The organism is Pseudomonas sp. lyk4-TYG-107 (genome assembly GCF_030209055.1).
GTDB lineage: Bacteria > Pseudomonadota > Gammaproteobacteria > Pseudomonadales > Pseudomonadaceae > Aquipseudomonas > Aquipseudomonas putida_A.
Window position 1 is genome coordinate 335,719 of record NZ_JARVST010000006.1, and the last position, 25,556, is coordinate 361,274.

At 61.0% G+C, this 25,556-nt stretch carries 24 protein-coding genes; 10 read left to right on the forward strand and 14 right to left on the reverse strand.

Annotated features, from left to right (window positions below; all coding sequences use genetic code 11):
• A complete protein-coding gene (locus QRN61_RS07260; RefSeq protein WP_096797615.1) occupies positions 1 to 939 on the forward strand; it encodes an MlaD family protein in 939 nt (312 codons plus the stop codon).
• Positions 936 to 1,562: an ABC-type transport auxiliary lipoprotein family protein gene (locus tag QRN61_RS07265; protein ID WP_285373484.1), complete on the forward strand. Its 627-nt coding sequence runs from the start codon at positions 936 to 938 to the stop codon at positions 1,560 to 1,562. Before QRN61_RS07260 ends, QRN61_RS07265 begins: the two co-directional genes overlap by 4 nt.
• Before the next feature lie 121 nt (positions 1,563 to 1,683).
• Here QRN61_RS07265 and QRN61_RS07270 read toward each other — a convergent pair whose 3' ends face one another.
• The 5 genes from QRN61_RS07270 to QRN61_RS07290 all read right to left on the reverse strand — a co-directional run bounded on the left by QRN61_RS07270 (position 1,684) and on the right by QRN61_RS07290 (position 6,166).
• Positions 1,684 to 2,913 (reverse strand): spore maturation protein, encoded by a 1,230-nt coding sequence (locus QRN61_RS07270; RefSeq protein WP_025112290.1) that lies wholly within the window; start codon positions 2,911 to 2,913, stop codon positions 1,684 to 1,686.
• Between the two features lie 230 nt (positions 2,914 to 3,143).
• On the reverse strand, positions 3,144 to 4,475 hold the full coding sequence (gltP, locus tag QRN61_RS07275; protein WP_096797613.1) for a glutamate/aspartate:proton symporter GltP: 1,332 nt from the start codon (positions 4,473 to 4,475) through the stop codon (positions 3,144 to 3,146).
• A gap of 702 nt (positions 4,476 to 5,177) precedes the next feature.
• The gene (locus tag QRN61_RS07280; protein ID WP_285373485.1) at positions 5,178 to 5,642 is read right to left on the reverse strand and encodes an inhibitor of vertebrate lysozyme family protein; all 465 of its coding nucleotides are present in this window, start codon (positions 5,640 to 5,642) and stop codon (positions 5,178 to 5,180) included.
• Between the two features lie 2 nt (positions 5,643 to 5,644).
• On the reverse strand, positions 5,645 to 5,809 hold the full coding sequence (locus QRN61_RS07285) for a DUF1328 domain-containing protein (RefSeq protein ID WP_003177151.1): 165 nt from the start codon (positions 5,807 to 5,809) through the stop codon (positions 5,645 to 5,647).
• Positions 5,810 to 5,881: 72 nt separating this feature from the next.
• The gene (locus tag QRN61_RS07290; protein ID WP_096797611.1) at positions 5,882 to 6,166 is read right to left on the reverse strand and encodes a hypothetical protein; all 285 of its coding nucleotides are present in this window, start codon (positions 6,164 to 6,166) and stop codon (positions 5,882 to 5,884) included.
• A gap of 426 nt (positions 6,167 to 6,592) precedes the next feature.
• Between QRN61_RS07290 and algB the strand changes: the two genes are divergently transcribed.
• Both algB and QRN61_RS07300 read left to right on the forward strand, forming a co-directional pair.
• Positions 6,593 to 7,939: a sigma-54-dependent response regulator transcription factor AlgB gene (gene algB / locus QRN61_RS07295; protein ID WP_027610247.1), complete on the forward strand. Its 1,347-nt coding sequence runs from the start codon at positions 6,593 to 6,595 to the stop codon at positions 7,937 to 7,939.
• A gap of 10 nt (positions 7,940 to 7,949) precedes the next feature.
• Entirely contained in the window at positions 7,950 to 9,740 is a 1,791-nt protein-coding gene (locus QRN61_RS07300; RefSeq protein ID WP_285373486.1) for a KinB sensor domain-containing domain, read from the forward strand.
• On the opposite strand, the gene QRN61_RS07305 is transcribed toward QRN61_RS07300, so the two are convergent.
• The 7 genes from QRN61_RS07305 to QRN61_RS07335 all read right to left on the reverse strand — a co-directional run bounded on the left by QRN61_RS07305 (position 9,737) and on the right by QRN61_RS07335 (position 17,054).
• On the reverse strand, positions 9,737 to 11,350 hold the full coding sequence (locus QRN61_RS07305; RefSeq protein WP_027610245.1) for an EAL domain-containing protein: 1,614 nt from the start codon (positions 11,348 to 11,350) through the stop codon (positions 9,737 to 9,739). The two genes, QRN61_RS07300 and QRN61_RS07305, sit on opposite strands and share 4 nt — an antisense overlap.
• Before the next feature lie 76 nt (positions 11,351 to 11,426).
• A complete protein-coding gene (locus QRN61_RS07310) occupies positions 11,427 to 12,206 on the reverse strand; it encodes an N-acetylmuramoyl-L-alanine amidase (RefSeq protein ID WP_096797610.1) in 780 nt (259 codons plus the stop codon).
• 100 nt (positions 12,207 to 12,306) lie between these two features.
• On the reverse strand, positions 12,307 to 14,373 hold the full coding sequence (locus QRN61_RS07315; RefSeq protein WP_285373487.1) for a diguanylate cyclase: 2,067 nt from the start codon (positions 14,371 to 14,373) through the stop codon (positions 12,307 to 12,309).
• Positions 14,370 to 15,248: an endonuclease/exonuclease/phosphatase family protein gene (locus QRN61_RS07320; RefSeq protein WP_027610242.1), complete on the reverse strand. Its 879-nt coding sequence runs from the start codon at positions 15,246 to 15,248 to the stop codon at positions 14,370 to 14,372. Before QRN61_RS07320 ends, QRN61_RS07315 begins: the two co-directional genes overlap by 4 nt.
• 14 nt (positions 15,249 to 15,262) lie before the next feature.
• On the reverse strand, positions 15,263 to 15,904 hold the full coding sequence (locus QRN61_RS07325) for a thiol:disulfide interchange protein DsbA/DsbL (RefSeq protein ID WP_027610241.1): 642 nt from the start codon (positions 15,902 to 15,904) through the stop codon (positions 15,263 to 15,265).
• A 200-nt stretch (positions 15,905 to 16,104) separates the two neighbouring features.
• The gene (locus tag QRN61_RS07330) at positions 16,105 to 16,716 is read right to left on the reverse strand and encodes a c-type cytochrome (protein ID WP_027610240.1); all 612 of its coding nucleotides are present in this window, start codon (positions 16,714 to 16,716) and stop codon (positions 16,105 to 16,107) included.
• A 32-nt stretch (positions 16,717 to 16,748) separates the two neighbouring features.
• Positions 16,749 to 17,054, reverse strand: a complete 306-nt coding sequence (locus QRN61_RS07335) for a c-type cytochrome (protein ID WP_027610239.1) — start codon at positions 17,052 to 17,054, stop codon at positions 16,749 to 16,751.
• Positions 17,055 to 17,245: 191 nt separating this feature from the next.
• On the opposite strand from QRN61_RS07335, the gene yihA reads away from it, so the two are divergent.
• Entirely contained in the window at positions 17,246 to 17,890 is a 645-nt protein-coding gene (gene yihA / locus QRN61_RS07340; RefSeq protein WP_027610238.1) for a ribosome biogenesis GTP-binding protein YihA/YsxC, read from the forward strand.
• A 283-nt stretch (positions 17,891 to 18,173) separates the two neighbouring features.
• Here the strand turns inward: yihA and polA are convergent, their stop codons facing one another.
• Entirely contained in the window at positions 18,174 to 20,978 is a 2,805-nt protein-coding gene (polA, locus tag QRN61_RS07345) for a DNA polymerase I (RefSeq protein WP_285373488.1), read from the reverse strand.
• Between the two features lie 74 nt (positions 20,979 to 21,052).
• On the opposite strand from polA, the gene QRN61_RS07350 reads away from it, so the two are divergent.
• Together QRN61_RS07350 and QRN61_RS07355 are read left to right on the forward strand one after the other, a co-directional pair.
• The gene (locus QRN61_RS07350) at positions 21,053 to 21,349 is read left to right on the forward strand and encodes a DUF2782 domain-containing protein (RefSeq protein WP_047597035.1); all 297 of its coding nucleotides are present in this window, start codon (positions 21,053 to 21,055) and stop codon (positions 21,347 to 21,349) included.
• Between the two features lie 61 nt (positions 21,350 to 21,410).
• A complete protein-coding gene (locus QRN61_RS07355; RefSeq protein ID WP_285373489.1) occupies positions 21,411 to 22,364 on the forward strand; it encodes a homoserine kinase in 954 nt (317 codons plus the stop codon).
• 126 nt (positions 22,365 to 22,490) lie between these two features.
• Here QRN61_RS07355 and QRN61_RS07360 read toward each other — a convergent pair whose 3' ends face one another.
• Positions 22,491 to 23,411: a zinc ABC transporter substrate-binding protein gene (locus QRN61_RS07360; protein ID WP_285373490.1), complete on the reverse strand. Its 921-nt coding sequence runs from the start codon at positions 23,409 to 23,411 to the stop codon at positions 22,491 to 22,493.
• Positions 23,412 to 23,477: 66 nt separating this feature from the next.
• Here QRN61_RS07360 and QRN61_RS07365 point away from each other — a divergent pair, with 66 nt between their 5' ends.
• Genes QRN61_RS07365 through znuB form a run of 3 tightly spaced genes read left to right on the forward strand, consistent with a single transcriptional unit; the run spans position 23,478 to position 25,526 of the window.
• Complete coding sequence (locus QRN61_RS07365) at positions 23,478 to 23,960, forward strand: Fur family transcriptional regulator (RefSeq protein ID WP_097090199.1); 483 nt, start codon at positions 23,478 to 23,480, stop codon at positions 23,958 to 23,960.
• Positions 23,960 to 24,745 carry a zinc ABC transporter ATP-binding protein ZnuC gene (gene znuC, locus QRN61_RS07370; RefSeq protein ID WP_027610233.1) on the forward strand — a complete coding sequence of 262 codons (786 nt, stop codon included), beginning with the start codon at positions 23,960 to 23,962 and terminating at the stop codon, positions 24,743 to 24,745. Before QRN61_RS07365 ends, znuC begins: the two co-directional genes overlap by 1 nt.
• Positions 24,738 to 25,526: a zinc ABC transporter permease subunit ZnuB gene (gene znuB, locus QRN61_RS07375; protein ID WP_008081222.1), complete on the forward strand. Its 789-nt coding sequence runs from the start codon at positions 24,738 to 24,740 to the stop codon at positions 25,524 to 25,526. Before znuC ends, znuB begins: the two co-directional genes overlap by 8 nt.
• Positions 25,527 to 25,556: the final 30 nt, after the last annotated feature.

Below are 25,556 nucleotides of genomic sequence, written 5' to 3' on the forward strand. Positions count from 1 at the left end.
ATGGAAACCCGAGCCCATCATGTGTTGATCGGCCTGTTCTCAGTGATTGTCGTGGCAGGCGCCCTGCTCTTCGGCCTGTGGCTGGCCAAGTCCAGCGTCGACAGCGAGTTCAAGGATTATGAAGTGGTCTTCAACGAGGCGGTCAGCGGCCTGTCCAAGGGCAGCCCGGTGCAGTACAGCGGGATCAAGGTCGGTGATGTGGTCAACCTGCGTCTCGACCCGAAAGACCCACGCCGGGTGCTGGCGCGGATTCGTCTGGGCGGGGACACCCCGGTCAAGGAAGACACCCAGGCCAAACTGGCTTTGGCCGGGATCACCGGGACTTCGATCATCCAGCTCAGCGGCGGCACTCCGGAGAGTCCGAAGCTGCGTGGGCATGACGGCGAGCTGCCGACCATTGTCGCGGCGCCCTCGCCCATTTCCCGCCTGCTCAACGACAGCAACGACCTGATGACCGGCATCACCGCGCTGCTGAGCAACGCCAACCAGATGTTCTCCCCGGAGAACGTCGAGCGCGTCAGCAACACGCTGGCGCATCTGGAGCAGACCACCGGTTCGATCAACGATCAGCGCGGCGACCTGCGTCAGGCCATGCAGCAACTGGCGAGCGTCGGCAAGCAGGCCGGCAGCATGCTCGAGCAAACTTCGGCGCTGATGCGCAACGCCAACGGCCTGCTCAACGATCAGGGCAAGCAGGCGCTGGGCAGTGCCGAGCAGGCGATGAAGTCGCTGGAGCAAAGCAGCGCCACCATCAACGGCCTGCTGAGCAAGAACCAGAACTCGCTCGACAACGGAATGCAGGGCCTCAATGGCCTGGCACCGGCGATCCGCGAACTGCGCGAAACCCTGACTTCGCTGCGCGGCATTTCGCAACGCCTTGAGGCCAACCCCAGCGGCTACCTGCTGGGCAGTGACAAGAACAAGGAATTCACCCCATGAAGCTGACTCACTTCGCCCTCCTCGCCAGTTTCATTCTGCTCTCGGCGTGCTCGATCCTGCCCAAGGCCGAGCCGTCGGATGTCTATCGCCTGCCCGCCACGCAAGCACCCGCCTCGTCCAGTTCAGCGGCGACCCAGCACTGGTCGCTGCGCCTGAACAAGTTGCAGGCCAGCGAAGCGCTGAACCGGCCGAACATCGCGGTGATTCCACAGGGCGACGTGATCAGCAGCTACAAGGCTTCGCGCTGGAGCGATCCGGCGCCGGTGCTGGTGCGTAATCGGCTGCTCGATGGCTTTGCCCGCGATGGTCGGGTGACGCTGCTCAGTACCGATGACAGCAACTTCGCTGCGGATCTGGAACTGGGCGGCAGCTTGCAGGCGTTTCAGACCGAGTATCAGGGCAATCAGGCCAGCGTTGTGGTGCGCGTCGATGCGCTGCTGGTGCGCGGCTATGACCAGAAGATTCTCGCCAGCCGCCGCTTCGAAGAGCGCCAGCCATTGAATGATGTACAGGTGCCGGCGGTGGTCGCGGGGTTTGGACAGGCCAGTGATCGGCTGACGGCCAAGGTTGTCGCCTGGGCTGTTCAGCAAGGCCAGCAATTCACCCAACAACCCAGACCTTAAACCTTATACATAACCCCTGTGGGAGCGGGCTTGCTCGCGAAGGCGGTGTGTCAGTCAATATACAGGTCGACTGACCCGCCGCCTTCGCGAGCAAGCCCGCTCCCACAATGGGGATTCGTGGTTAACCGAAGAACCAGTAGCAAACGCCGATGGCGCCGAGTACGCCGGCCAATTCAGCCAGCAGCGCGCATCCAACGGCGTGCCTTGCGCGCTGAATCCCCACCGCACCGAAATACACCGCCAGTACATAGAACGTGGTCTCGGTGCTGCCCTGAATTGTCGCCGCCACCAGTGACGGGAAGCTGTCGACGCCGGAGGTCTTCATGGTCTCGATCAGCATCGCCCGTGCGGCGCTGCCGGAAAACGGTTTGACCATCGCCGTCGGCAACGCATCGACAAAACGCGTATCCCACCCGGCCCACTGCACCAGATGCCGAATGCCATCCAGACCAAAGTCCAGCGCGCCCGAGGCACGCAGCACGCCAATCGCGCAGAGCATCGCCACCAGATACGGCAGCAGGTTCTTGGCGACGTCGAAGCCCTCCTTCGCGCCCTCGACGAACGCTTCGTAGACCTTGACCTTGCGTAACGCGCCGATCACCAGGAACAGCATGATCAGGCCGAACAGCGTCAGGTTGCCAAGGATCGACGACAGCCCGGCCAGCGCCGTGGCCGACATCGTCGCCAGCAGCGCCATGAAGCCGCCGAGGATCAGTGCGCCGGGAATCAGATAGGCCAGCACCACCGGGTCCCAGATGCGCAGGCGCTGCATGAACGCCACCGAGAGGAAGCCGACGATGGTCGAGCAACTGGTCGCCAACAGGATCGGCAGAAACACCAGGGTCGGATCTGGTGCGCCTTGCTGGGCGCGGTACATGAAGATTGTCACCGGCAACAGGGTCAGCGACGAGGCGTTGAGCACCAGGAACAGGATTTGCGCGTTGCTGGCGATGGTCGCGCTGGGGTTGAGCTCCTGCAGCGCCTTCATGGCCTTGAGACCGATCGGCGTGGCGGCGTTGTCCAGGCCCAGGCCGTTGGCGGCGAAGTTCAGGGTAATCAGACCGAGCGCCGGGTGCCCGGCCGGAACTTCCGGCATCAGCCGCAGGAACAGCGGGCCCAGCACTTTCGCCAGCCATTCGACGATCCCGGCCTTCTCGGCGATGCGCAGGAAGCCCAGCCACAGGGTCAGCGTGCCGAACAGCAACACCATGACCTCGACCGAGAGTTTGGCCATGGCGAAAATGCTTTCCACCATCGCCGCGAAAATCCCGGCGTTGCCACCGACCAGCCACTGCACCAGCGCAGATATTGCCGCCACGACGAAGAAGCCAAGCCACAGGCCATTAAGCATCAGTCAAATCCCCCGGAAGATGCGGCGAATGATAGCGGGGTCGCCAGAAACGACAAACCCCGGATTGCTCCGGGGTTCGTGTGTGCCTCATTTGTGGCTTGGCTCAAATCCCCTGTGGGAGCGAGCCTGCTCGCGAAAGCGTCCTGTCAGTCCATCAATGCTTAATGACATACCGCCTTCGCGAGCAGGCTCGCTCCCACAAAAAAGCCGATCTCCACAGGTTTCAGCTATCAGTTCTTGGAGATCTCGCCAGCCGGCAGTTTTTCCTTGCTGCGCCAGTGCGGCAGGGAGTTCCAGTAGCGCTCGCCTTTGGCGTCGTCGTACATGCCTTCCCAGCGCGCGATAACCAGCACTGCCAAGGCGTTGCCGATCACGTTCAGTGCGGTACGCGCCATGTCCATGATGCGGTCGACACCGGCGATGAACGCCAGGCCTTCCAGCGGGATACCCACACTGCCCAGCGTCGCCAGCAGCACCACGAAGGACACGCCCGGTACGCCGGCGATGCCTTTGGAGGTGACCATCAGGGTCAGCACCAGCAGCAGTTGTTGGCTGATCGACAGGTCAATCCCGTACAGCTGGGCAATGAAGATTGCTGCGATCGACTGGTACAGGGTCGAACCGTCGAGGTTGAACGAATAGCCGGTCGGTACCACGAAGCTGCAGATGGCTTTCGGTGCGCCGTAGGCTTCCATCTTCTCGATCACCCGTGGCAGTACGGTTTCCGAGGAGGCGGTGGAGTAAGCCAGGACCAGCTCATCCTTGAAGATGCGCATCAGCTTGATCACCGAGAAGCCGAACAGCTTGGCGATCAGGCCCAGCACCACGAAGGCGAAGAAGGCGATGGCGACGTAAACCAGGATCACCAGTTTGGCCAGCGGCAGCAGCGAGGCGAAGCCGAAGTTGGCCACGGTCACCGCGATCAGGGCGAACACGCCGATCGGCGCGTAGTTCATGATCATGTGGGTGACTTTGAACATGCTTTCCGAGACGCCCTGGAACATCTTCACCAGCGGCTCGCGCAGGTCCGACTGCAGGCTCGACAGACCGAGACCGAACAGCACGGAGAAGAAGATGATCGGCAGCATTTCGCCGCGGGCCATGGCCGCGAAGATGTTCGACGGGATCAGGTTGAGGATGGTCTCGATGAACGCGTGTTCATGCTGCACTTCGGCGGCGGTCGCCTGGTACTTGGAGATATCCACCGTGCCCAGGGTGCTCATGTCGATGCCGGCGCCCGGGTGGAACAGGTTGGCCAGTAGCAGGCCGACGATGATCGCGATGGTGGTGACGATTTCGAAGTAGATGATGGTCTTCAGACCGATACGCCCGAGTTTCTTGGCGTCGCCCACGCCGGCAATGCCGACGATCAGGGAGGAGATGACGATCGGGATCACGATCATCTTGATCAGACGGATAAAGATATCGCCTGCCGGTTGCAGGACGTTGCTGATCCACCAGGCTTTCTCGGCACTGAAGTGGTTGAGCAACGCACCAATTGCAATCCCTAAAACCAGACCTATGAGGATCTGCCAGGCGAGGCTGAGTTTTGCCTTCTTCATTATCTTTACCCTTACTTGCGTTTGACTCAGGCACATGCAGGAACTGGAACGCTCTGTCAGCGGAAAAGTCTGTGCATCTGCCTCCGTATAAGGTGCCCCGAAGCGCGTATTTACGGCTCTTCGGCAGGCGAAAAAAGGCGCAACTATTCCGATGCAAGGTTGCGCCGTCTAATGCCGTAAACGCCTACCCTATGCCGAATCGGCATGAGCTTTTTTAATTGAAACTGGCGTCCCAACCGGTTCGATTACGACATTTCAGCCGGCATAAGTGCCGTGAACCGGCCATTGCAGCGTAGATTGGTTATTTTTTAAACGAGAAATTTCGACGGAAATCTTAAGAAAAAGCCTACGTTTGCAGACTAGATGTCCCACTGTTTAAAGGGACTCTTTCTCGATATACGGTCGCCAGGAAACACCGCGTAATGTTTTCGCGCGCAGTGTGAGGCATAAAAAGATGAGCAGGACGCTCTGGATCAATGTTTTTGCATCGGATAAAGCTCAGCGCAAGTCCGTCGAACCACTGAGGGTCGGCGAACCTGCGTCGCAGCTTTTACCCTGACCCGGCCCTCGCGCAGGCACTCCCTGTACCCGTAGGTCACTCCGACCCTGCAACAGTCAGAACGTCCCGGCCCCTTGGTCATGCGCCAGCCTTCCTCGGGTAGGCGCAATAAAGGGCAGCGGGGCGCTGCCCTCATGTTCGAATCAATACCACTTCGGATCTTTCTTCAGCGTTTCCATCAGCAGGTTCTGCATACCTTCATCCGGTTTGCCGAGGAAGCGGTAGGTGGCATGTCGCGTTGGCGACTTGTCGGCCGGCAGTCCTTCGGGCACATCGACGAGCATGGCATATGCATCTTTCTTGTCGAAGCTGAAGGCCACGATCAAGCGGTGGTTGAGGCACTTGTCTGCGGATTCACAGAGCGGGCCGACCAGGTACTTGTCGCCGTCTTCAGTCACGGCATTCATCTGCTGGTCTGGCGTGCCGGACAGATTCATCACCCATTCCGGCAGGCGTTCTTCGTGCTTCACAACGCCTTGCCAGGTTTTGCGGTATTGCGGGTCGGAGCTGAGCAGCTCGTTGACCCGCGCCTGGCCATCATTGGCCGCCATCGCCATGGCACTACCGCCCATAAGCAGGGCGGCTGCCAGTGTCTTCAAAGCAATCATCGTTAACCTCGGCCGCGACGGCCAAAGAAGAAGGAAGCGATGAACATCACCAGGAACACGACAAAGAGAATCTTGGCGATACCCGTGGCGGTGCCCGCGATACCACCGAAGCCCAGTACGGCGGCGATGATGGCAATGATCAAGAATGTAATTGCCCAGCTCAACATGGTGATTCTCCTTACTTCTCTATTTAGGGATATTGCGTGTTCCGGCGCGATGCGCCTGAATTCTTCGGTTCGTCAGAAAACCCAGCGCTCTTCACGTGGCTGTTGATCCAGCGGCTGTGGCTGATCGACATCCATCATGCGCATCGAGGCGCTTTCGGCCTGACTGCTGCTGACGGCGCTGAAGTGCGTCTGCGTGCTGTGTTGAATCGAGATCAGCGGCTCAGGCTTCTGGCTGTTTTCCCAGCTCAGGTATTGCTGGCAGGCGATCAGGGTGATCAACAGCGCAAGTACGCCAAACAGGCCTTGCTGGATATGCAGTGGCGAGATACGCACTTGGGCGGCACGTTGGCGAGTCATCCTGGGTTCCTCACTCTTATTCGGTTGGGGCAGTGGAATCTGCCCGGGCTGAATGAGGTATTGCAGGCTGCATGCCAGTTTTTTATTTGAAAAATATTCAATAAAATCAATGGTTTGTGAGTGAGTGAAATTCAGCGACGGACGCATCCTGCACGATGGGTCATCTACGGTCGTGCGAAATGCATGATTATTTCGTAGGAGATTTCATTCTTATGGAATTGAGAGCACGTCGCGGATGTCAGAAAAGTACGCAGGGAACCCTCTGTAAATCGGTGATTGTTTAAAAACTCAACAAAATCAACGGATTGGCCGTCAAGGCAGGAGAGAGCTACCCTCCCATGGCTCGCATCGTTCAGAATCAACCATGCAACTTGCCCGATTTTTCCGGGACTAACCCAAGATCAATCACTATGGAGCGTAGGAAAAATGGAATCTGCCACTGAGCATCAAGGCCGCATTCTGCTGGTGGACGACGAGTCCGCCATCCTGCGAACCTTTCGTTACTGCCTCGAAGACGAAGGTTATACGGTGGCCACCGCCAACAGCGCGGCTCAGGCTGATGCACTGTTGCAACGCCAGGTATTCGACCTGTGCTTCCTTGATTTGCGTCTGGGTGAAGACAACGGTCTCGATGTACTGGCGCAGATGCGCGTTCAGGCGCCATGGATGCGGGTGGTGATTGTCACCGCGCATTCGGCGGTCGATACCGCGGTGGACGCGATCCAGGCGGGCGCCGCCGACTATCTGGTCAAACCGTGCAGCCCTGACCAGTTGCGTCTGGCTACCGCCAAGCAGCTGGAAGTGCGCCAGCTCTCGGCGCGTCTGGAAGCCCTCGAAGGCGAGATCCGCAAACCCAAGGACGGCCTCGACTCTCACAGCCCGGCGATGAAAGTGGTGCTGGAAACTGCGCGGCAGGTCGCCGGTACCGACGCCAACATTCTTATCCTTGGCGAATCCGGCACGGGTAAAGGGGAACTGGCCCGGGCCATTCATGGTTGGAGCAAGCGCGAGAAGAAATCCTGCGTGACCATCAACTGCCCGTCGTTGACCGCCGAGCTCATGGAAAGCGAGCTGTTCGGCCACAGTCGTGGTGCGTTTACCGGCGCCAGTGAGAGCACTTTGGGTCGGGTCAATCAGGCGGACGGCGGCACGCTGTTTCTCGACGAGATCGGCGATTTTCCACTTACATTGCAACCCAAGTTGCTGCGTTTCATTCAGGACAAGGAATACGAGCGGGTAGGGGATCCAGTGACCCGTCGTGCCGATGTGCGGATTCTCGCCGCGACCAACCTTAATCTCGAAGACATGGTGCGCGACGGGCGCTTCCGTGAAGACCTGCTGTATCGCCTCAACGTGATCACCCTGCATCTGCCGCCATTGCGCGAACGTGCCGAGGACATCCTGACCCTGGCGGACCGCTTCCTCGCGCGCTTCGTAAAAGAGTACGCACGCCCGGCTCGGGGCTTCAGTGACGAGGCGCGCGAAGCGCTGCTGGGTTATCGCTGGCCGGGCAATATTCGTGAGCTGCGCAACGTGGTGGAGCGGGCGAGCATTATCTGCCCGCAGGAACGCGTGGAAATCAGCCACCTCGGCATGGCCGAGCAGCCGGCGAACAACGCACCTCGAGTCGGCGCCGCGCTGAGCCTCGATGAACTGGAAAAAGCCCACATCGGCGCGGTGCTGGCGACGGCAGGCACGCTGGATCAGGCGGCGAAAACCCTGGGCATCGACGCGTCGACCCTGTATCGCAAGCGCAAGCAGTACAACCTGTGAGCGCCCGACGATGAAGCTGGCGATGAAGTTGCGCACTCGCTTGTTCCTGAGCATTTCTGCGCTGATCACGGTCGCCTTGCTCGGGCTGTTGCTCGGGCTGGTCAGCGTGATGCAGATGGCCGGTACTCAGGAAGCAACGATCCGCAGCAACTTCGTGACCCTCGACCTAGGGCTCAAATTGCGCCAGACCCTCGGCGACCAGTTGGTGCTGATGCTGGCCGAAAAACCCGATCCAGCCGCGTTCGAAGCGTCAAAGCAGCATTACCTGCAATTGCTGGATGAAGGCATTTCGCAGGAGGCCGACGGCGATGGCCGCCAGTACGGGTTTACCCAGGCCAAGGCCGACTATCTGAGTTTTCTCCAGGCGTTCGAGCTGTCGCGTAATCCGGGCAATGTGCTCAGCGGCAACAGCGACCTCAGAGAACGCTTCAACATCTTGCGCAATGGTTTGATTGCCGAGCACAAGCACGCGCTGGACAACATCAACGCCGTGCAGCATGACGCCCGGGAAAGGGCGCTGCTGGTCTCCGGCCTGCTAGGGTTGGTGGGACTGGCGGTGCTGATCATCGGCTTTGTCACCGCGCATGCGATTGCCCGGCGTTTCGGCGCGCCGATCGAGGCGTTGGCGCAAGCGGCGGACAACATCGGCCAAGGCAATTTCGAGGTGACGCTGCCGATTTCCTCGGCGATGGAAATGAACCAACTGACCAAGCGCTTCGGGCTGATGGCCGAGGCGCTGCGCGAGCATCAGGCGACCAACGTCGACGAGCTGCTGGCCGGTCAGCAACGCTTGCAAGCGGTGCTCGACAGCATCGACGATGGCTTGCTGATGATTGACCGCGAAGGGCATCTGGAGCACCTCAATCCAGTGGCCCAGCGCCAGTTGGGCTGGGACAGTGACCGTCTTGGTCAGGGTCTCGGCAGCGCGCTTGAGCGCCCGGAACTCGACGCGCAACTGCAACTGGTGCTGCGCGGTGGCACCCTTGAGCGTGCTCCGGAAGATTTGAGCATCGAGGTCGATGGCGAATCACGTCTGCTGACTTACAGCCTGACGCCGGTCAGCCACACCCAGGGGCATATTCTTGGCGCGGTGATGGTGCTGCATGACGTCACCGAGCAGCGCGCCTTCGAGCGCGTACGCAGCGAGTTTGTGCTGCGTGCCTCCCATGAGCTGCGCACGCCGGTCACCGGCATGCACATGGCGTTCGGGCTGTTTCGCGAGCGGGCGAAGTTTCCCCCGGAGTCACGCGAGGCGGACCTGCTCGACACGGTCAACGAAGAGATGCAGCGCCTGATGCAGTTGATCAACGACTTGCTCAATTTCTCGCGTTATCAGAACGGTTTACAGAAACTCACCCTGGCGCCGTGCTCCATCGAAGACTTGCTGGCGCAGGCGCAATCGCGCTTTGCGGATGCGGCGGCGGCCAAAGGCATTGCCTTGAACGTCGAAGTGCAGGGGCCGTTGCCGCGCCTGCAGGCCGATCAGGCGCAACTGGACCGGGTACTGGATAACCTGATCGATAATGCTCTGCGCCACACTGCCCGCGACGGGCAGATCCGCCTGCAAGCGCGCCGACATGGCGAGCGGGTGATTATCAGCGTCGAAGACAACGGAGAAGGCATTGCCTACGGGCAGCAAGGGCGGATTTTCGAACCGTTCGTGCAGGTCGGGCGCAAGAAGGGCGGCGCCGGGCTCGGTTTAGCTTTGTGCAAGGAAATTGTGCAGTTGCATGGCGGGCGCATGGGCGTCTATTCGCGGCCGGGGCAGGGCACGCAGTTCTACATGGCGCTGGCGGTCTAGGCTTCGTCATCCAGCCGGCGTCCGGCAAGGCGCCGTCCACGGGTGATCAGTTCAATGAACTGCACCGCACTCAAGGCCTGGGCGAACAGCCAGCCCTGACCGAACTTGACCCCCTCGCTGCTGAGAAACACGGCTTGCGCTTCGTGCTCGATGCCCTCGGCAATCACCTTCAGATCCAGTGCCTGCGCCATGTGAATGATGTGCGGAGCAACGCCACTGCTGGCCGCGTCATGACCGAGTGCGTCGATGAAGGCCTTGTCGATTTTCAGGCAGTCCACCGGCAACGTTTGCAGGTAGGCGAGGCTGCAATAACCGGTACCGAAATCGTCGATCAACACTTGATGGCCGACATCGCGCAAGGCTTGCAGGTTCTCCCGCGCCACCACCACATCGATCAGCCCGCGCTCGGTGACTTCGAAGGCGATCTGCCGCGCCGCAACCCGGTGCAGGGTCAACAGCCTGGCCATGACCTGGCCGATGCGCGGCACCATTACGTCGCATGCTGCGAGGTTGACCGAGATGTACAGCTGCGGATTGGCGCGCAGCACTGGTCCCAGTTGTTCCAGCAGCCGCTGCAGGACGAAATCGGTCATCTGCCGAATCTGCCCGGTGTTTTCCGCCAATGGAATGAACAGGTCGGGGCTGGTCAGGGTGCCGTCCGGGCGGCGCCAGCGCAGCAGGGCTTCGGCGCCCACGCAATTGCGGCTGTCGAGGTCGAATATCGGTTGATACAGCACTTGCAACTCGCCCCGTCGTATCGCGCCCTGGAGTTCGGCGTCCAGTGACTGGCGCTGGCGCACCAGCAGAAACACGAAGAAACCGGCAAACGCCCCCAGCAGCAGGCAGGCCGGCACCATCCACCACCAGACGGTGGGAATGTGCATGCCACTGCGCGGAGTGATCAGCACCAATTGGTATTCCGGATTGTTGGTTGGCATGCGGTAGATCAGCCGTGACTGGGTGACTTGCAGGGCTTCGCGGCTCTTCGGTGGCCAGGTTTCGCTCGGTGGCCAAGTCTGTGCGGTGCCGAGTACCGGAATCGCTCGCCTGCCATGATCGAGTACCACCAGCAGGCTGCTGTCCGGTGGCAGGTCGACCATGTCGGTCAAATGCCCGCGCGATGTCGCCACACGGAAGTTGCCGCGCCCGAGCATCAGCGCCGCGCGGTTTTCATCGGGTTCGGTGGTGGTGTTGAGCCAGTAGCTGTAAGTCGGGCCCTTGATGTCCGGCGCGCGGACGACCGACAGTCCCTCCTGCCGGGGGCGGTTGGAGCAGATCCGCGAGCCGTCCATGTAGGCCGCTTCATAGACGAAGCGATAGTTGAACGTGACCTGTTGCAGGGTGGCGATCATTTCCTCATCGCAACTGCGCAACGGCTGCGCCTGGAGGTCGTCGAGACTTTCGCGCAACTGCCCGAACAGTTGCTCGAGGCGAGCCAGAAAACGCTCGCCCTGGGCGTTCATCTCCTGGCTTTCGTTCTGCTCGATCTGGCGCATGGCGACGAACATTCCGCCGGCGATCAGCAGGCTTGCACTGAGGACAGCCGCGATCATCGCCAAAAACCACGGGCGATAAAACCAGCTACGCAGCGTCGCTCGGGTAGCAACCATCATGGAATATCCGAAGAATTACCAATGAGTTATAGCTGCTGATTTCGATTTCGCCCTGACCGTCGGGCGGGCGTCATTATTTTGTCTGATTGAGTACCAGTAACAACGCGGCTGTTTGCGCGTCCGGCAAACCGTCGAAACGGGAAGGGCGGAAGTGCATCTGGAACGCTGCGAGCACGTGGCGCGTCGCCACATCCAGCTCGCCGGTTTGCGGAGTGTCGTAACCGACGCGCGCCAGTTGTTCCTGGAACCAGCTAATGCTCGGCAGTTCGGCGTTGAACTGTACCTGCTGCCGCGCCACCGCTTGTTCATTAGGCCATACGCCCAAGCCTTCAGCGGCCAGACGTTTCCATGGGAACAGTGGGCCGGGGTCGAGTTTGCGCAGGGGCGCGATGTCGCTGTGGCCGATGATATGGCGCGGGCTGATGCCCTGGCGCTGACTGATGTCCTTGAGCAGAACAATCAGCGACTGAATCTGCGCTTCGCTATAAGGGAACCACAGGCGCCCGGTCGGCGTGTCCTTGAAGCCCGGATTGACGATCTCGATACCGATCGAGCTGGAGTTGAGCCAGGTGCGGCCCTGCCATTGGCTTTCCCCGGCGTGCCAGGCGCGCTGGTTTTCATCCATCAGCTTGTAGATGGTGCCGCCCTTGTCGTCGCCGATCAGGTAGTGGCTGCTGACTTCGCCGTGGGTCAGCAGTTGCAGCGAACGCGCGAGGGACGCCGAGGTGTAATGCACGATCACGAACTGCACGCGGCTGTCGTGATTGGCCGAAGGATGGCTGGTGTCGTAACGCGGGCCGCTGGCACAACCGGCCAGAACGAGCAGCGACGCGAGGAGGGCAAAAAATTTCATGGCAGAAGGCAGTACACGCAAGACAGTAATGCAACAGTGTAACGTACTGCCTTGGGTCTCGACGGCCGGCGGGCTGAATTAAACAAAATGGAACAATTGCTCAGCCCAGCTCGACCCGGTTGCGCCCGCCGTTTTTTGCGCGGTACAACGCCTGATCGGCTCTTTTGAGCACCAGATCGCTGTGTTCTCCCATCCTGAACGACGCCAGGCCCATGGAGATGGTGATCGTCACCCGTTCGCCCTTGAAGTGAAACGGGCAGGCTTCGATCGCCGCGCGCAGGGTCTCCAGCAGTTTGGCGCCCACCGCAGGCGTGGTCGCCGGCAGCAGCAGAACGAATTCCTCACCACCAAAACGGGCAATGAAATCCGCTGCGCGCAGGCGTTTGCGCAGCACTATGGCGATGATCTTCAGCACCTTGTCGCCGGCCAGATGGCCGTAGTTGTCGTTGATGCGCTTGAAATGATCGAGGTCGAGCATCGCCAGACTCAAGGTGTTGCCGTGTTGCTGCCACTGCTTGATCTCGTGTTCCAAGCGTTCGCTCCAGGCGGCGCGGTTGGGCAGGCCGGTCAGCGGATCGATCAGGGCTTTCTGCCGCTGTTCTTCCAGGTGTTCGCGAAAGCCCAGGGCTTCCTGCTCCATGTGCGCCACACGCTCGGCCAGACCCTTGAGGCGTGCCGCCACTTCCTGCTCGCGGGCATCGCGTTGTTTCTGGTGCTGATCCATGGTGCCGAGCAGGCCTTCCAGATGGTTCTCCAGCACTTGCTTGAGGTCATCCAGATCGGCCGCTTCCTGCATGCTGGTCTGCAAACCATCGACCTGCTCGCGGATCTGCGTGTCCATCGCCCGCGCCGCCGAGCTGTTGTCGGCGTGGCCTTCGCTGGCGGCCTGCAGGTTGCTCTGGAACGCTTCGAGGCGCTCGTTGAGTTGCTGCAGATAGGCTTCGAATTCGTGCTGGCCGCTGTCGGTGATCGCCAGCATCAAGGTCGCCAGATCGTCGAGAATCGGCAGCAGTTCGTACCAGTTCAGGCCATTTTTCAACCGGTCGCGCATCGCCTCAGCCTGCGGGCGATGGCGCTCGGGCAGGGTCAGGTCGTCGAGCAGCCCGATCAGCGTGTCTTCGATGTGTTTGGCCACTGAACTGTAAGACGGCTCCGGCGAGTCGGGCAGGGCGTACAGAATGTCCTGCTCGGGTTGCTCCGGATCGATGGCAGCCAAGGCCTGGGCGATCGGTTCGGGCAGGGGCAGACTATCGAGGAGCAGCGGTGCCGGGATGTCGCCCGGGTGGATCAACTCGTCGGGGTTGAACGCGGCAGCAGGTGCTGGCGCCGTGATCGGGGTGGTCGGCCGTTCGGCTTCAGGTTCGGCCGCTGGTAGTGCAGGTGCAGCAACGGGTTCGCTGATCGGCTCGGCAGCAATGACCGGAGGCACGAACGCGAACACAGGTGATTCGGACTCGGGCTGCACTGCTGGCGTTTGCTTAAGCTCGGCCTCTGGTGGTTGCGCGATGGCCGCTACGGTGACGGGTGCTGCCGGAATCGGCTCGACCGCTGCGGTTGGCGCGGGTACCGGCTCAGATGCAGGTTCAGCGTTGGCCGGCGTCGGCGCCTGAGGCTGATCCGAAGACTCTGGCACCCCTTCACTGTCACGGCTGCCAAACAGGCGCTGCAAAAAGCCCGGGCGGTCGGGCTCGGGCGGCGTTTCCAGCTGGCTCAACGCCTTGCCCTGCAAACCACTGAGTTCGCTCAGCAGCAGCGGCATTTCCCGCGCCTGGCCGACCCGGCTGTCGAGTTGCTTGGCGAATTTCTTCAGCGGCTGGGCGACTTCCCGGGGCAGCGGCAGCGCTTGTAGCTGGGTGACCAGCGCGGTCAGCGCGGTGCTGACCTGATCGATTCGGGTTTCGCGACGTTGCTCGGAATCGAGCACGGCTTTTTCCAGGCGCGGCAGCAGGGCGGCGAGGCCGGCGTCCATGTCGTCGGTGCGCACCACGTCGCGCATCTCTTTCATGCACTGATCAACGACCTTGTCGGTGCCTTCAGCGGCCAGCGTGCTGCGCACCAGACCGCGGCGCAGCAAGTCGAGCCGGGCGGCCCAGCGACGTTCGAGCTTGTCCTGTTGTTCGATGCTTTTGAGGTACTTCTCTTTCCAGCGCTGGGCGTCGTCGCTCATTCAGGGGTTCCGCGAGGGGCAGGACTCAACGCGGGCAATGCATCGGCCGTGAGCGAACCCGGCAGACGAATCTCTACCGCGACCGGCAGGTGATCGGAAATGGGTTGGGCCAGCACTTCGACCTTTTCCAGGGTCAGGGTCGGGCTGAGCAAAATATGATCAAGGCATCGCTGTGGCCGCCAGCTGGGAAAGGTGGCTTGCATCTGCGGGGCCAGCAGGCCGAGATCGCGTAACGGTGACTGTTGTAGCAGATCACTGGCATGGGTGTTCATGTCGCCCATCAATATCTGGTGCTTGTAGCCACTGATCAGGTCACGAATATAGGCCAGTTGCAGGCTGCGCACCCGTGCGCCGAGCGCCAGATGCATCATCACCACCACCAGCGCCTCCGGACCTTCGCCGAAGCGCAGCAGGATCGCGCCGCGACCTTTCGGGCCGGGCAGCGGATGATCTTCGATCGCCCACGGCTTCAGGCGACTGAGCACGCCATTGCTGTGCTGGGCCAGTCGGCCGAGGTTGCGATTGAGTTGTTGATACCAGTAGGGGAAGGCGCCGAGGTGGGCCAGGTGTTCGACTTGATTGACGTAGCCTGAGCGCAGACTGCCGCCATCGGCTTCCTGCAGGGCGACCAGATCGAAGTCGCCAAGCAGGTCACCGATCTTCTGCAGATTGCCTGAGCGCCCGGTGTGCGGCAGCAGGTGCTGCCAGCTGCGGGTCAGATAATGCCGATAGCGCTCGGTGCTGATGCCGACCTGGATATTGAAACTGAGCAAGCGCAGACGATGGTCTGCGGGCAGGCCCGTGGACTCCAGGTGATGCTCGTTGACCTGCGGATCATGCAGGCCAACGCTGCGTTCGGTGCCCCAGCGGCGCATGGCGGTTACCGCGCTTAGTTGGCGGCTGCCTTGTTGGCCGCTCGCTCTTTGGCGACCAGTTGATCAGCCAGTTTCAGGGCTTGCTCGGCACCACCGGCAGAGCCGATGTCGAAGCGGTACTTGCCGTTGACGATCATGGTTGGCACGCCAGTGATTTCATACTTCTTGGCCAGCTCACGCGCTTTGACGATCTGACCTTTGATCGCGAACGAGTCAAAGGTGGCGAGGAACTTGTCCTTGTCCACGCCTTGTGTGGCGAGGAAGTCAGCCATGTCGTTCTTGTCGGTCAGCTTCTTGTGTTGTTTCTGAATTGCTTCGAAAACCGCAGCGTGAACCTTGTGCTCGACGCCCATTGCTTCCAGGGTCAGGAACATTTGGCCGTGAGCGTCCCACGGGCCGCCGAACATGGCAGGAATGCGTACGAAGTTGACGTCGGACGGCAGTTTTTCAACCCAGGGATTGATCACCGGCTCGAACGCGTAGCAATGCGGGCAGCCGTACCAGAACAGCTCCACGACTTCGATCTTGCCAGGCTCTGCCACTGGCACCGGGTTGGCCAGTTCGACATAGGGTGCGGCAGGGGCTTCAGCGGCCTGGGCGGTCACGCCGAACAGGCTGGCAGCGACGAGGGCGGCGCTGATGATCAGATTACGCATGCTTTACTCCTGGACAATTTTGGTCGCCTCGCGCGACCTGTTTTCAGACAGGTCCTGGCGGGCATGAGTTCTGTAGTGTAACGGCAGCGGCCACAAAAAAGGGCGGCCAAAGCCACCCTTTTTATACTTGCTGCGACGGATTAATCGAGCGTTAACGTTGCAGGAGATGTCCATCACCGTTAACGCTCGATTCAGGGCGGTTAGTGCAGGCCCTGGATATAGCTGGAGACTGCGGCAATGTCTTCGTCGCTCAGTTTGCGCGCGATGGTGCGCATGGTCATCGCGTCGCCGTCGTTGGCGCGACCACCTTCTTCCTTGCGGAAGTCGGTCAGCTGTTTGGTGATGTATTGAGCATGTTGGCCACCCAGGTGCGGGAAACCTGCAGCAGCGTTACCAGCACCGTTCGGCGAATGGCAGCCGGTGCAGGCTGGCAGGCCTTTGTCCAGGTTGCCGCCACGGAACAGGGCTTCACCACGCGCGACGATTTTTGGATCGGCAGCGCCGACGCTGCCTTTCTGGCTGGCGAAGTAGGCGGCGATGTCGGCCAGATCCTGATCGCTCAGGTTGGTCAGCAGGCCGGTCATTTCCAGAACGACGCGCTTGCCCGACTTGATATCGTGCAACTGCTTGTCGAGGTAGCGTTCACCCTGACCTGCCAGTTTCGGGAAGTTTGGCGCCATGCTGTTCCCGTCCGGGCCATGGCAGGCTCCGCAGACGGCAGCTTTTGCCTGGCCGGCGGCGGCATCACCGGCAGCATGGGCGAAGCCTGAAATTCCCACGGTCAACAGCAGACTCACGATCAATTTGTTCATCAGCTAATCCAACTACGGCTAAGGGTTAAGAGTTATGGACCGGGTTTACTCTCGCTCATCCAAAGGATGATGGCCTGGTAATCCTCGGCACTGCAGTCCATGCACAAACCACGCGGCGGCATCGCCTTGAAACCCTGGGTCACGTGTTGCACCAGCGTCTCCATACCTTTCGCCAACCTCGGCGTCCAAGCTGCCTGATCGCCTCTTGCGGGCGCCATGGGTAGTTGGCCGGAATGACAGGCACCACAAACACGGTTGTACACGGCTTCCGGTTCCTGTGTAGCCTGTGCGCCGCAAAGCGGTATCAGGACTCCGGCAGCCAGCAGCCATTTCGTCATAAAACGACCTTTTCAGGGTTGAGAGCGTTCTGCGTTCTGATGCGCAATCAAGGTCTTTGGCTCTCATGAACTTCATCCTTCGCTGGGACAAAGCACACACAAAATCTGCGGCATTATATACTGGCGTCACTGAAACGGAAGCGACACCGCGTTCCGCGCCCAATCCCGGCGCCGCCCACATCGGAAATCCCATGCAACTCAAGAATCCCATCCTCGGCCTGTGCCAACAGTCCACGTTCATGCTCAGTGCCGCCAAAGTCGATCAATGCCCTGACGACGAAGGCTTCGAAGTGGCGTTCGCCGGTCGTTCCAACGCCGGTAAATCCAGCGCACTGAACACCCTGACTCACGCCAGTCTGGCGCGTACCTCGAAAACCCCGGGTCGCACACAGCTGTTGAACTTCTTCAAGCTAGACGATGAACGGCGTCTGGTCGACCTGCCGGGCTACGGTTATGCAAAAGTACCGATCCCGCTCAAGCAACACTGGCAGCGTCACCTCGAGGCGTACCTCGGTGGCCGGGAGAGTTTGAAGGGTTTGATTCTGATGATGGACATCCGTCATCCAATGACCGACTTCGACCTGCTGATGCTCGACTGGGCCGTTGCCGCCGGCATGCCGATGCATATTCTGCTGACCAAGGCCGACAAACTGACCTACGGCGCTGCCAAGAACACCCTGCTCAAAGTGCAGGCGGAAATCCGCAAGGGCTGGGGCGATCTGGTGACAATCCAGCTGTTCTCCGCGCCAAAGCGCATGGGGCTGGAAGAGGCCTACACTGTGTTGGCAGGCTGGATGGAACTGGCCGATAAAGGTGCCGAATTGCCTGCTGAGTAAATCGCAGGCAAAAAAAGCCCCGGACTTCATATGGGGAGGGAGAAGTTCCGGGGTTCAAGTTCCGAACCGCTAGGGCGGGGTTCAGATATCTGCCAACACTTAACACAACATAGGAGCATCGAAGGGCTTCACCAGCCATTCAGTATCTCTGAGTAGTGAGTTGTCAGATTAGTTCAGATTTTTTTCAAAAAGCTTTGGAATAACCGCAAGCGCGATTCGAAATAAGCGCTTTTCGGCCGTTTGCCGCGACAGTGTGTCGCGGCAAACGCCCGGTCTAGACGCCTCAGTGCGCCTCATCCCAGTTGTTGCCGACGCCAACTTCCACCAGCAACGGCACGTCCAGTTTCGCCGCTTCGCTCATGTGCAGGCGGATTTCCTGACTCACCTGATCGACCAGATCCTCGCGAACCTCCAGTACCAGTTCGTCGTGCACCTGCAGGATGACTCTGGCGTCCAGCCCGGACGATGCCAGCCAGTTATCCACCGCCACCATGGCTTTCTTGATGATGTCGGCGGCGGTGCCTTGCATCGGCGCGTTGATCGCCGTGCGTTCGGCGGCAGCGCGTTCCTGCGGCTTGTTCGAGTTGATTTCCGGCAGATATAGGCGACGACCGAAGAAGGTCTCTACGTAGCCTTGGTCGGCGGCCTGCTTGCGGGTGCGCTCCATGTATTCGCGCACACCCGGATAACGGGCGAAGTAGGTGTCGATGTAGGCCTTGGCGGTCTTGGTGTCGACGCCGATGTCCTTGCCGAGTTTCTGCGCGCCCATGCCGTAGATCAGGCCGAAGTTGATCGCCTTGGCGCCACGGCGCTGGTCGGACGTCACTTCGCTCAGCTCGACCTTGAATACTTCAGCGGCGGTCGCGGTGTGCACGTCCAGATTGTTGCGGAAGGCGTTCATCAAGCCTTCGTCCTTGGACAAGTGGGCCATGATCCGCAGTTCGATCTGCGAATAGTCCGCCGCCAGCAGTTTGTAGCCTTTGGGCGCGACGAACGCCTGACGGATGCGGCGGCCTTCAGCGGTACGAACCGGAATGTTCTGCAGGTTCGGATCGCTGGAAGACAAGCGCCCGGTCGATGCTACGGCCTGGTGGTACGAGGTGTGGATACGCCCGGTGCGCGGGTTGATCTGCTCCGGCAGGCGATCGGTGTAGGTGCTTTTCAGCTTGCTCATGGAACGGTGTTCCATCAGCACTTTTGGCAAGCGGTGATCGTCCTCGGCCAGTTTCGCCAGCACTTCTTCGGCGGTGGATGGCTGGCCCTTGGCGGTTTTCTTCAGCACCGGCAGTCCGAGCTTTTCGTAGAGGATCACGCCCAGCTGCTTTGGCGAGCCGAGGTTGAATTCTTCACCGGCAATTTCGAAGGCTTCTCGCTCCAGCGCGACCATCTTGTTGCCCAGCTCAATGCTCTGGATGCCGAGCAGTTCGGCATCGACGAACGCGCCCTGACGCTCGATGCGCGCCAGCACCGGCACCAGCGGGATTTCGATGTCGGTCAGCACGCTGGCCAGGCTCGGGATCGCGCTGAGTTTTTCAAACAGGGTCTGGTGCAGGCGCAGGGTAATGTCTGCGTCTTCGGCGGCGTACGGGCCAGCCTGCTCAAGGGCGATCTGGTCGAAGGTCAGCTGCTTGGCGCCTTTGCCGGCGATGTCCTGGAAGCTCACGGTGGTGTGATCCAGGTACTTCTGCGCGAGGCTGTCCATGTCGTGGCGGGTGGCGGTGGAATTGAGCACGTAGGACTCAAGCATGGTGTCGAAAGCGATGCCGCGCACGGTGATGCCTTCGTTCTGATCACCGCCGATGGCGCAGTTGGCGAGAATGTTCATGTCGAACTTGGCGTGCTGGCCGACCTTGAGTTTGTTCGGGTCTTCCAGGATCGGCTTCAACGCACGCAGCACGGTGTCGCGATCCAGCTGCTCGGGCACGCCGATGTAGGAGTGGGTCAGCGGAATGTACGCGGCTTCGTTGGCTTGCACCGCGAACGAAAGGCCGACCAGTTGCGCCTGTTGCGCGTCGATGCCGGTGGTTTCGGTGTCGAAGGCGAACAGCTTGGCATTGTTCAGTTTCTCCAGCCAGACATCGAAACGCGCCTGATCGAGGATGGTTTCATACGCTGCTTCGGTTGGAGCGGCAGGGGCTTCTTCTGCGGGGGCGCTGAACAGATCGCCAGCCGGCGCAGGTTCGGCGGCCGCGCTCAGTTCCTGGCGCTTGGCGTCACGATCCAGATCATTCAGCCAGCTCTTGAATTCCAGCAGGGTGTACAGCTCGTAGAGCTTGGCCGGGTCTTCCGCGCCCATCTGTAGGTCATCGAGGGCGATGTCCAGCGGCACGTCGACCTTGATGGTCGCCAGTTGGTAGGAGAGGAAGGCCATCTCCTTGTGCTCTTCGAGCTTGGCCGGCAGGGTTTTCGCGCCGCGAATCGGCAGGGTCGGCACGATGTCGAGATTCGCGTACAACTCGGTCAGGCCGCCGTTGACGCCGACCAGCAGGCCGGAGGCGGTCTTCGGGCCGATGCCGGGAACGCCCGGAATGTTGTCGGAAGAGTCGCCCATCAGCGCCAGATAATCGATGATCTGCTCCGGTGCGACGCCGAATTTCTCCTTCACGCCCTCCACATCCATCGAGCTACCGGACATGGTGTTGACCAAGGTAATGTGGCCATCGACCAGTTGCGCCATGTCCTTGTCGCCGGTGGAGATGATCACCGGACGATCCGCCGCCGCGCTGCTGCGGGCGAGGGTGCCGATCACGTCGTCAGCCTCGACGCCTTCCACGCACAGCAGCGGGAAGCCGAGGGCGATCACGCTCTGGTGCAGCGGCTCGATCTGCACCCGCATGTCGTCGGGCATGCTTGGGCGGTTGGCCTTGTATTCGGCGTACATCTCATCGCGAAACGTCCCGCCCTTGGCATCGAAGACCACGGCGAACGGGCTGTCCGGGTACTGCTTGCGCAGACTCTTGAGCATGTTCAGCACACCTTTGACCGCGCCGGTCGGCAGGCCTTTGGAGGTGGTCAGCGGTGGCAGTGCATGGAAAGCGCGGTACAGGTAAGACGAACCGTCCACCAGGACGAGGGGGGCTTGGCTCATGAGCAGAATCAACCTTTTCGGCGGGCCCGGCGCTAGAATAGCGGGACCGTTGACGACAAAGGGACAAGGTTATCATGCGTACGTTAAATCGCTTGCTGCTGGTCGGTTTGATTGCGGCCTCACCATTGGCCGCGATGGCGGCGGATGATGCGCCGTCAAAGGAGCCGGAAGTTACCATTAACACGCACACCGAAGGCGACAAGGTCATTCAGGAATACAGCCGCAGTGGCTTTGTGTATGCGATCAAGGTCACGCCGAAGGGCGGCAAACCGTATTTCCTGGTGCGCGCCGATGGTTCGGACGCGAACTACATCCGTTCCGACCAGCCGGATATGCTGATTCCGTCGTGGGAAATCTTTACCTGGAAGTAAGATTCCCGACTTTTAATCGGCGCCGCTTGATCGCGGCGCCCGAACTGAGCAGTTTTTAACCATGTCTGTGTTCACCCCCCTGGCTCGGCCCGAGCTGGAAACCTTTCTCGCCCCTTATGGGCTCGGCCGTCTGCTTGATTTCCAGGGGATCGCCGCCGGCAGCGAAAACACCAATTTCTTCATCAGCCTGGAGCAGGGCGAATTCGTCCTGACCCTGGTCGAACGCGGCCCGGTGCAGGAAATGCCGTTCTTCATCGACCTGCTCGACGTGCTGCACGAGGCCGATCTGCCGGTGCCCTACGCGCTGCGTACCACTGACGGCGTGGCCCTGCGTGAACTGAAGGGTAAACCGGCATTGCTCCAGCCGCGGTTGTCCGGCAAGCACATTAAAGTCGCCAACGCCCAGCATTGCGCGCAGGTCGGTGAGTTGCAGGCGCATCTGCACCTGGCGACCCAGGGCGAGCGCATGATCAAGCGCAAGACCGATCGCGGCCTGGACTGGATGCTGGAGGAGGGCACGGAGTTTCTTTCGCATCTGGCGGACGAGCCGCGTGTGCTGCTGCGCAAGGCGCTGGATGAAATCACTGTGCAGAAAGAAAGAATTCTCGCGCTGCCACGGGCCAACATTCACGCCGATCTGTTCCGCGATAACGCGATGTTCGAAGGGACGCACCTGACCGGGTTGATCGACTTCTACAACGCCTGTTCGGGGCCGATGCTCTATGACGTGGCGATTGCCTTGAACGACTGGTGTTCGGATGAGGAAGGCTTGATTGACGGGCCGCGTGCCCGCGCATTCCTCGGCGCCTATGCGGCGCTGCGTCCGTTCACTGCCGCTGAAGCGGAGCTATGGCCGACCCTGCTGCGTGTGGCGTGTGTGCGGTTCTGGCTGTCGCGGTTGATCGCCGCCGAGCAGTTTGCCGGGCAGGACGTGCTGATTCACGATCCGCGGGAGTTCGAGCAGCGCTTGGCGCAGCGGCAGCAGGTCAACACCCCTCTACCGTTCGCGCTTTAAATTGTGGCGAGCGAGCTTGCTCGCGCTGGGTTGCGAAGCGGCCCCAAAATTCTGGCAGTCAGCCATATTTTGTGAGTGCTGCGCACTCAAGCGGGAGCAAGCTCCCTCGCCACGGGTCTTGTGGGGTTACAACGATTCCAGGCACCCGGCCAAATCGTTGCCCAGCTTCTCCAGCACCTGCTCATACCCCTGAGCTGTCGCCGGTGTATAGCCGCCCAACGCATCCAGCTCCGCCAGTTTCACCGGCAGGCCCGCCACCAGGGTTTCCGCCAGGCGTGGACGCAGCGGTGGTTCGCTGAACACACAGGTCTTGCCCACTTCCTGCAGACGCTTGCGCATCGCAGCCACATGCTGCGCACCCGGCTGCACTTCGGCGGCAACGCTGAACACGCCAGTGTGTTTCAGGCCGTAAGCGTCTTCGAAGTAATCGAAGGCTTCGTGGAACACGAAGTAGGGTTTGCCTTTAATGCCGGCCAGACGGTTTTTCAGTCGTGCATCCAGCGCATCGAGGCGTTCGTCGAAGGCTTTTGCATTGCTCTGATAGCGTTCGGCGTTGGCTGGGTCGGCAGCGCTCAAATCAGTCGCCATTTTGGCGGCAATAACCCGCGCGTTGACCGGCGATAGCCACAAATGCGCATCGAGCGTGCCCGGGCGGTGATCGTGATCATGCTCGTCGGCGTCTTCGGCGTGGGAATGGCTGTCTTCGGCAAAGCGGCGCAGTTTCATGCCGGGCAGATCCTGCACGGCAGCGCTTGGCAGCGTACGACCGTTGAGCACGCGCGGCAGGAAACCTTCCATGTCCGGGCCGATCCAGTACAGCAGGTCCACCGATTGCACCTTGCGCACGTCGGACGGGCGCAACGCGTAGTTGTGCGGCGACGCGCCCGGCGGCAGCAGCACTTCCGGGATGGCCACGCCGTCCTGCACCGCGGCGGCAATCAACTGCAGCGGTTTGATGCTGGTGAGAACCCTGACCTCGGCCTGAGCCGAACCGATCAGCAGAAAACTGGCGATAAACGCCACAAAAACAGAAAAAAGTCGGGACACGATGACCACTCAAGGAGGCGAGAACGGGTAACATAATAACGTCTCTATCAAAACGCGTCGCCGCCCATGCCTATTACACCGATTGCCAGCCGTCCCCACGACCACTCTCATTGCGTGCACAGCGCACTGACCGAGGCCGATACTTTGTGCGCCCAGAAAGGCCTGCGCCTGACTGCGTTGCGCCGGCGGGTGCTGGAGCTGGTGTGGCAGAGCCACAAGCCGCTGGGCGCCTACGACATTCTGGCGGTGCTCAGCGAGCAGGACGGCCGCCGCGCCGCGCCGCCGACCGTGTACCGTGCGCTGGATTTCCTTCTGGAAAACGGCCTGGTGCACCGCATCTCCTCGCTCAACGCTTTCGTCGGTTGTGTGCATCCCGAGCATGCGCATCAGGGCCAGTTCCTGATCTGCCGCGAGTGCCACGCCGCGATCGAGCTGGAACAGAAAGCCATCAGCGACGCGATCATCCACAGCGCCAGGGATGTCGGGTTCATCGTCGAAGCGCAGACCGTCGAAGTGGTCGGCCTGTGCTCCGGTTGCCAGGGGGCTTGATGAGCAACCCGTTGATCCGTCTTGAGCAGGTCGCCGTCACTTTTGCCGGGCAGACCGTGCTGGACAACATCGAGCTGAGCGTCGAACCGGGGCAGATCGTCACCCTGATCGGCCCCAACGGCGCCGGCAAGACCACTCTGGTGCGGGCCGTGCTAGGGCTGCTGAAACCGGACAGCGGCAGCGTCTGGCGCAAGCCGAAACTGCGCGTCGGCTACATGCCGCAAAAGCTGCACGTCGATCCGACCTTGCCGCTGTCGGTACTGCGCTTCCTGCGCCTGGTGCCCGGCGTAGACCGTCCGCGTGCGCTGGCAGCGCTCAAGGAAGTCGGCGCCGAACATGTCATCGACAGCCCGGTGCAAAGTGTTTCCGGCGGTGAAATGCAGCGCGTGCTGCTGGCTCGGGCGCTTTTGCGCGAGCCTGAGCTGCTGGTGCTGGATGAGCCGGTGCAGGGCGTCGACGTCGCCGGGCAGGCCGAGCTATACAGCCTGATTACCCGCCTGCGCGACCGTCACGGTTGCGGCGTGCTGATGGTGTCCCACGATTTGCATCTGGTGATGAGCACCACCGATCAGGTGGTGTGCCTGAATCGCCACGTCTGCTGCTCCGGGCATCCCGAGCAGGTCAGCGGCGATCCGGCGTTCGTCGAGCTGTTCGGCAAGAATGCGCCGAGCCTGGCGATCTATCACCACCATCACGACCACGCCCACGACCTGCACGGTTCGGTGGTCAAGGCGCCCGGTGCGGGCCACACCCACGTTCACGGAGACCACTGCAAGCATGGCTGATTTTCTGTTGTATGCCCTGCTTGCAGGTCTGGCGCTGGCGCTGGTGGCCGGGCCATTGGGTTCGTTCGTGGTCTGGCGGCGCATGGCCTATTTCGGCGACACCCTGTCACACGCTGCGCTGCTTGGCGTCGCCCTGGGCTTTCTGCTGGATGTCAGCCCAACGGTCGCGGTGACCGTCGGCTGCCTGCTGCTGGCGGTGCTGCTGGTGACCTTGCAACAGCGTCAGCCGCTGGCCTCCGACACGCTTTTGGGAATTCTCGCACCGAGCACGCTCTCTCTCGGGCTGGTGGTACTAAGCTTCATGCATGAAGTGCGGATCGACCTGATGGCCTATCTGTTCGGCGACCTGCTGGCGATCAGCCCGACCGATCTGGCGTGGATCCTCGGCGGCAGCGCGGCGGTGCTGGTGCTGCTGGTGACGCTGTGGCGGCCGCTGCTGGCGATCACCGTGCATGAGGAATTGGCCAAGGTCGAAGGCCTGCCGGTGGCGGGCCTGCGCATGGCGCTGATGCTGTTGATTGCGGTGGTGATCGCGGTGGCGATGAAAATCGTCGGTGTGTTGCTGATTACTTCGCTGCTGATCATTCCGGCGGCTGCGGCACAACGTCACGCCCGCTCGCCGGAGCAGATGGCCGTGGGCGCGAGCCTGCTGGGCATGCTCGCCGTATGTGGCGGGCTGGCGTTGTCATGGTTCAAAGACACCCCGGCGGGGCCGTCGATCGTTGTGACGGCGGCCGCACTGTTTCTGCTGAGTTTTGTTCTGCCCCGTCGAGGGGTGTAGACTTGCTCGCTTTTTGCGCAATTAGAGAGT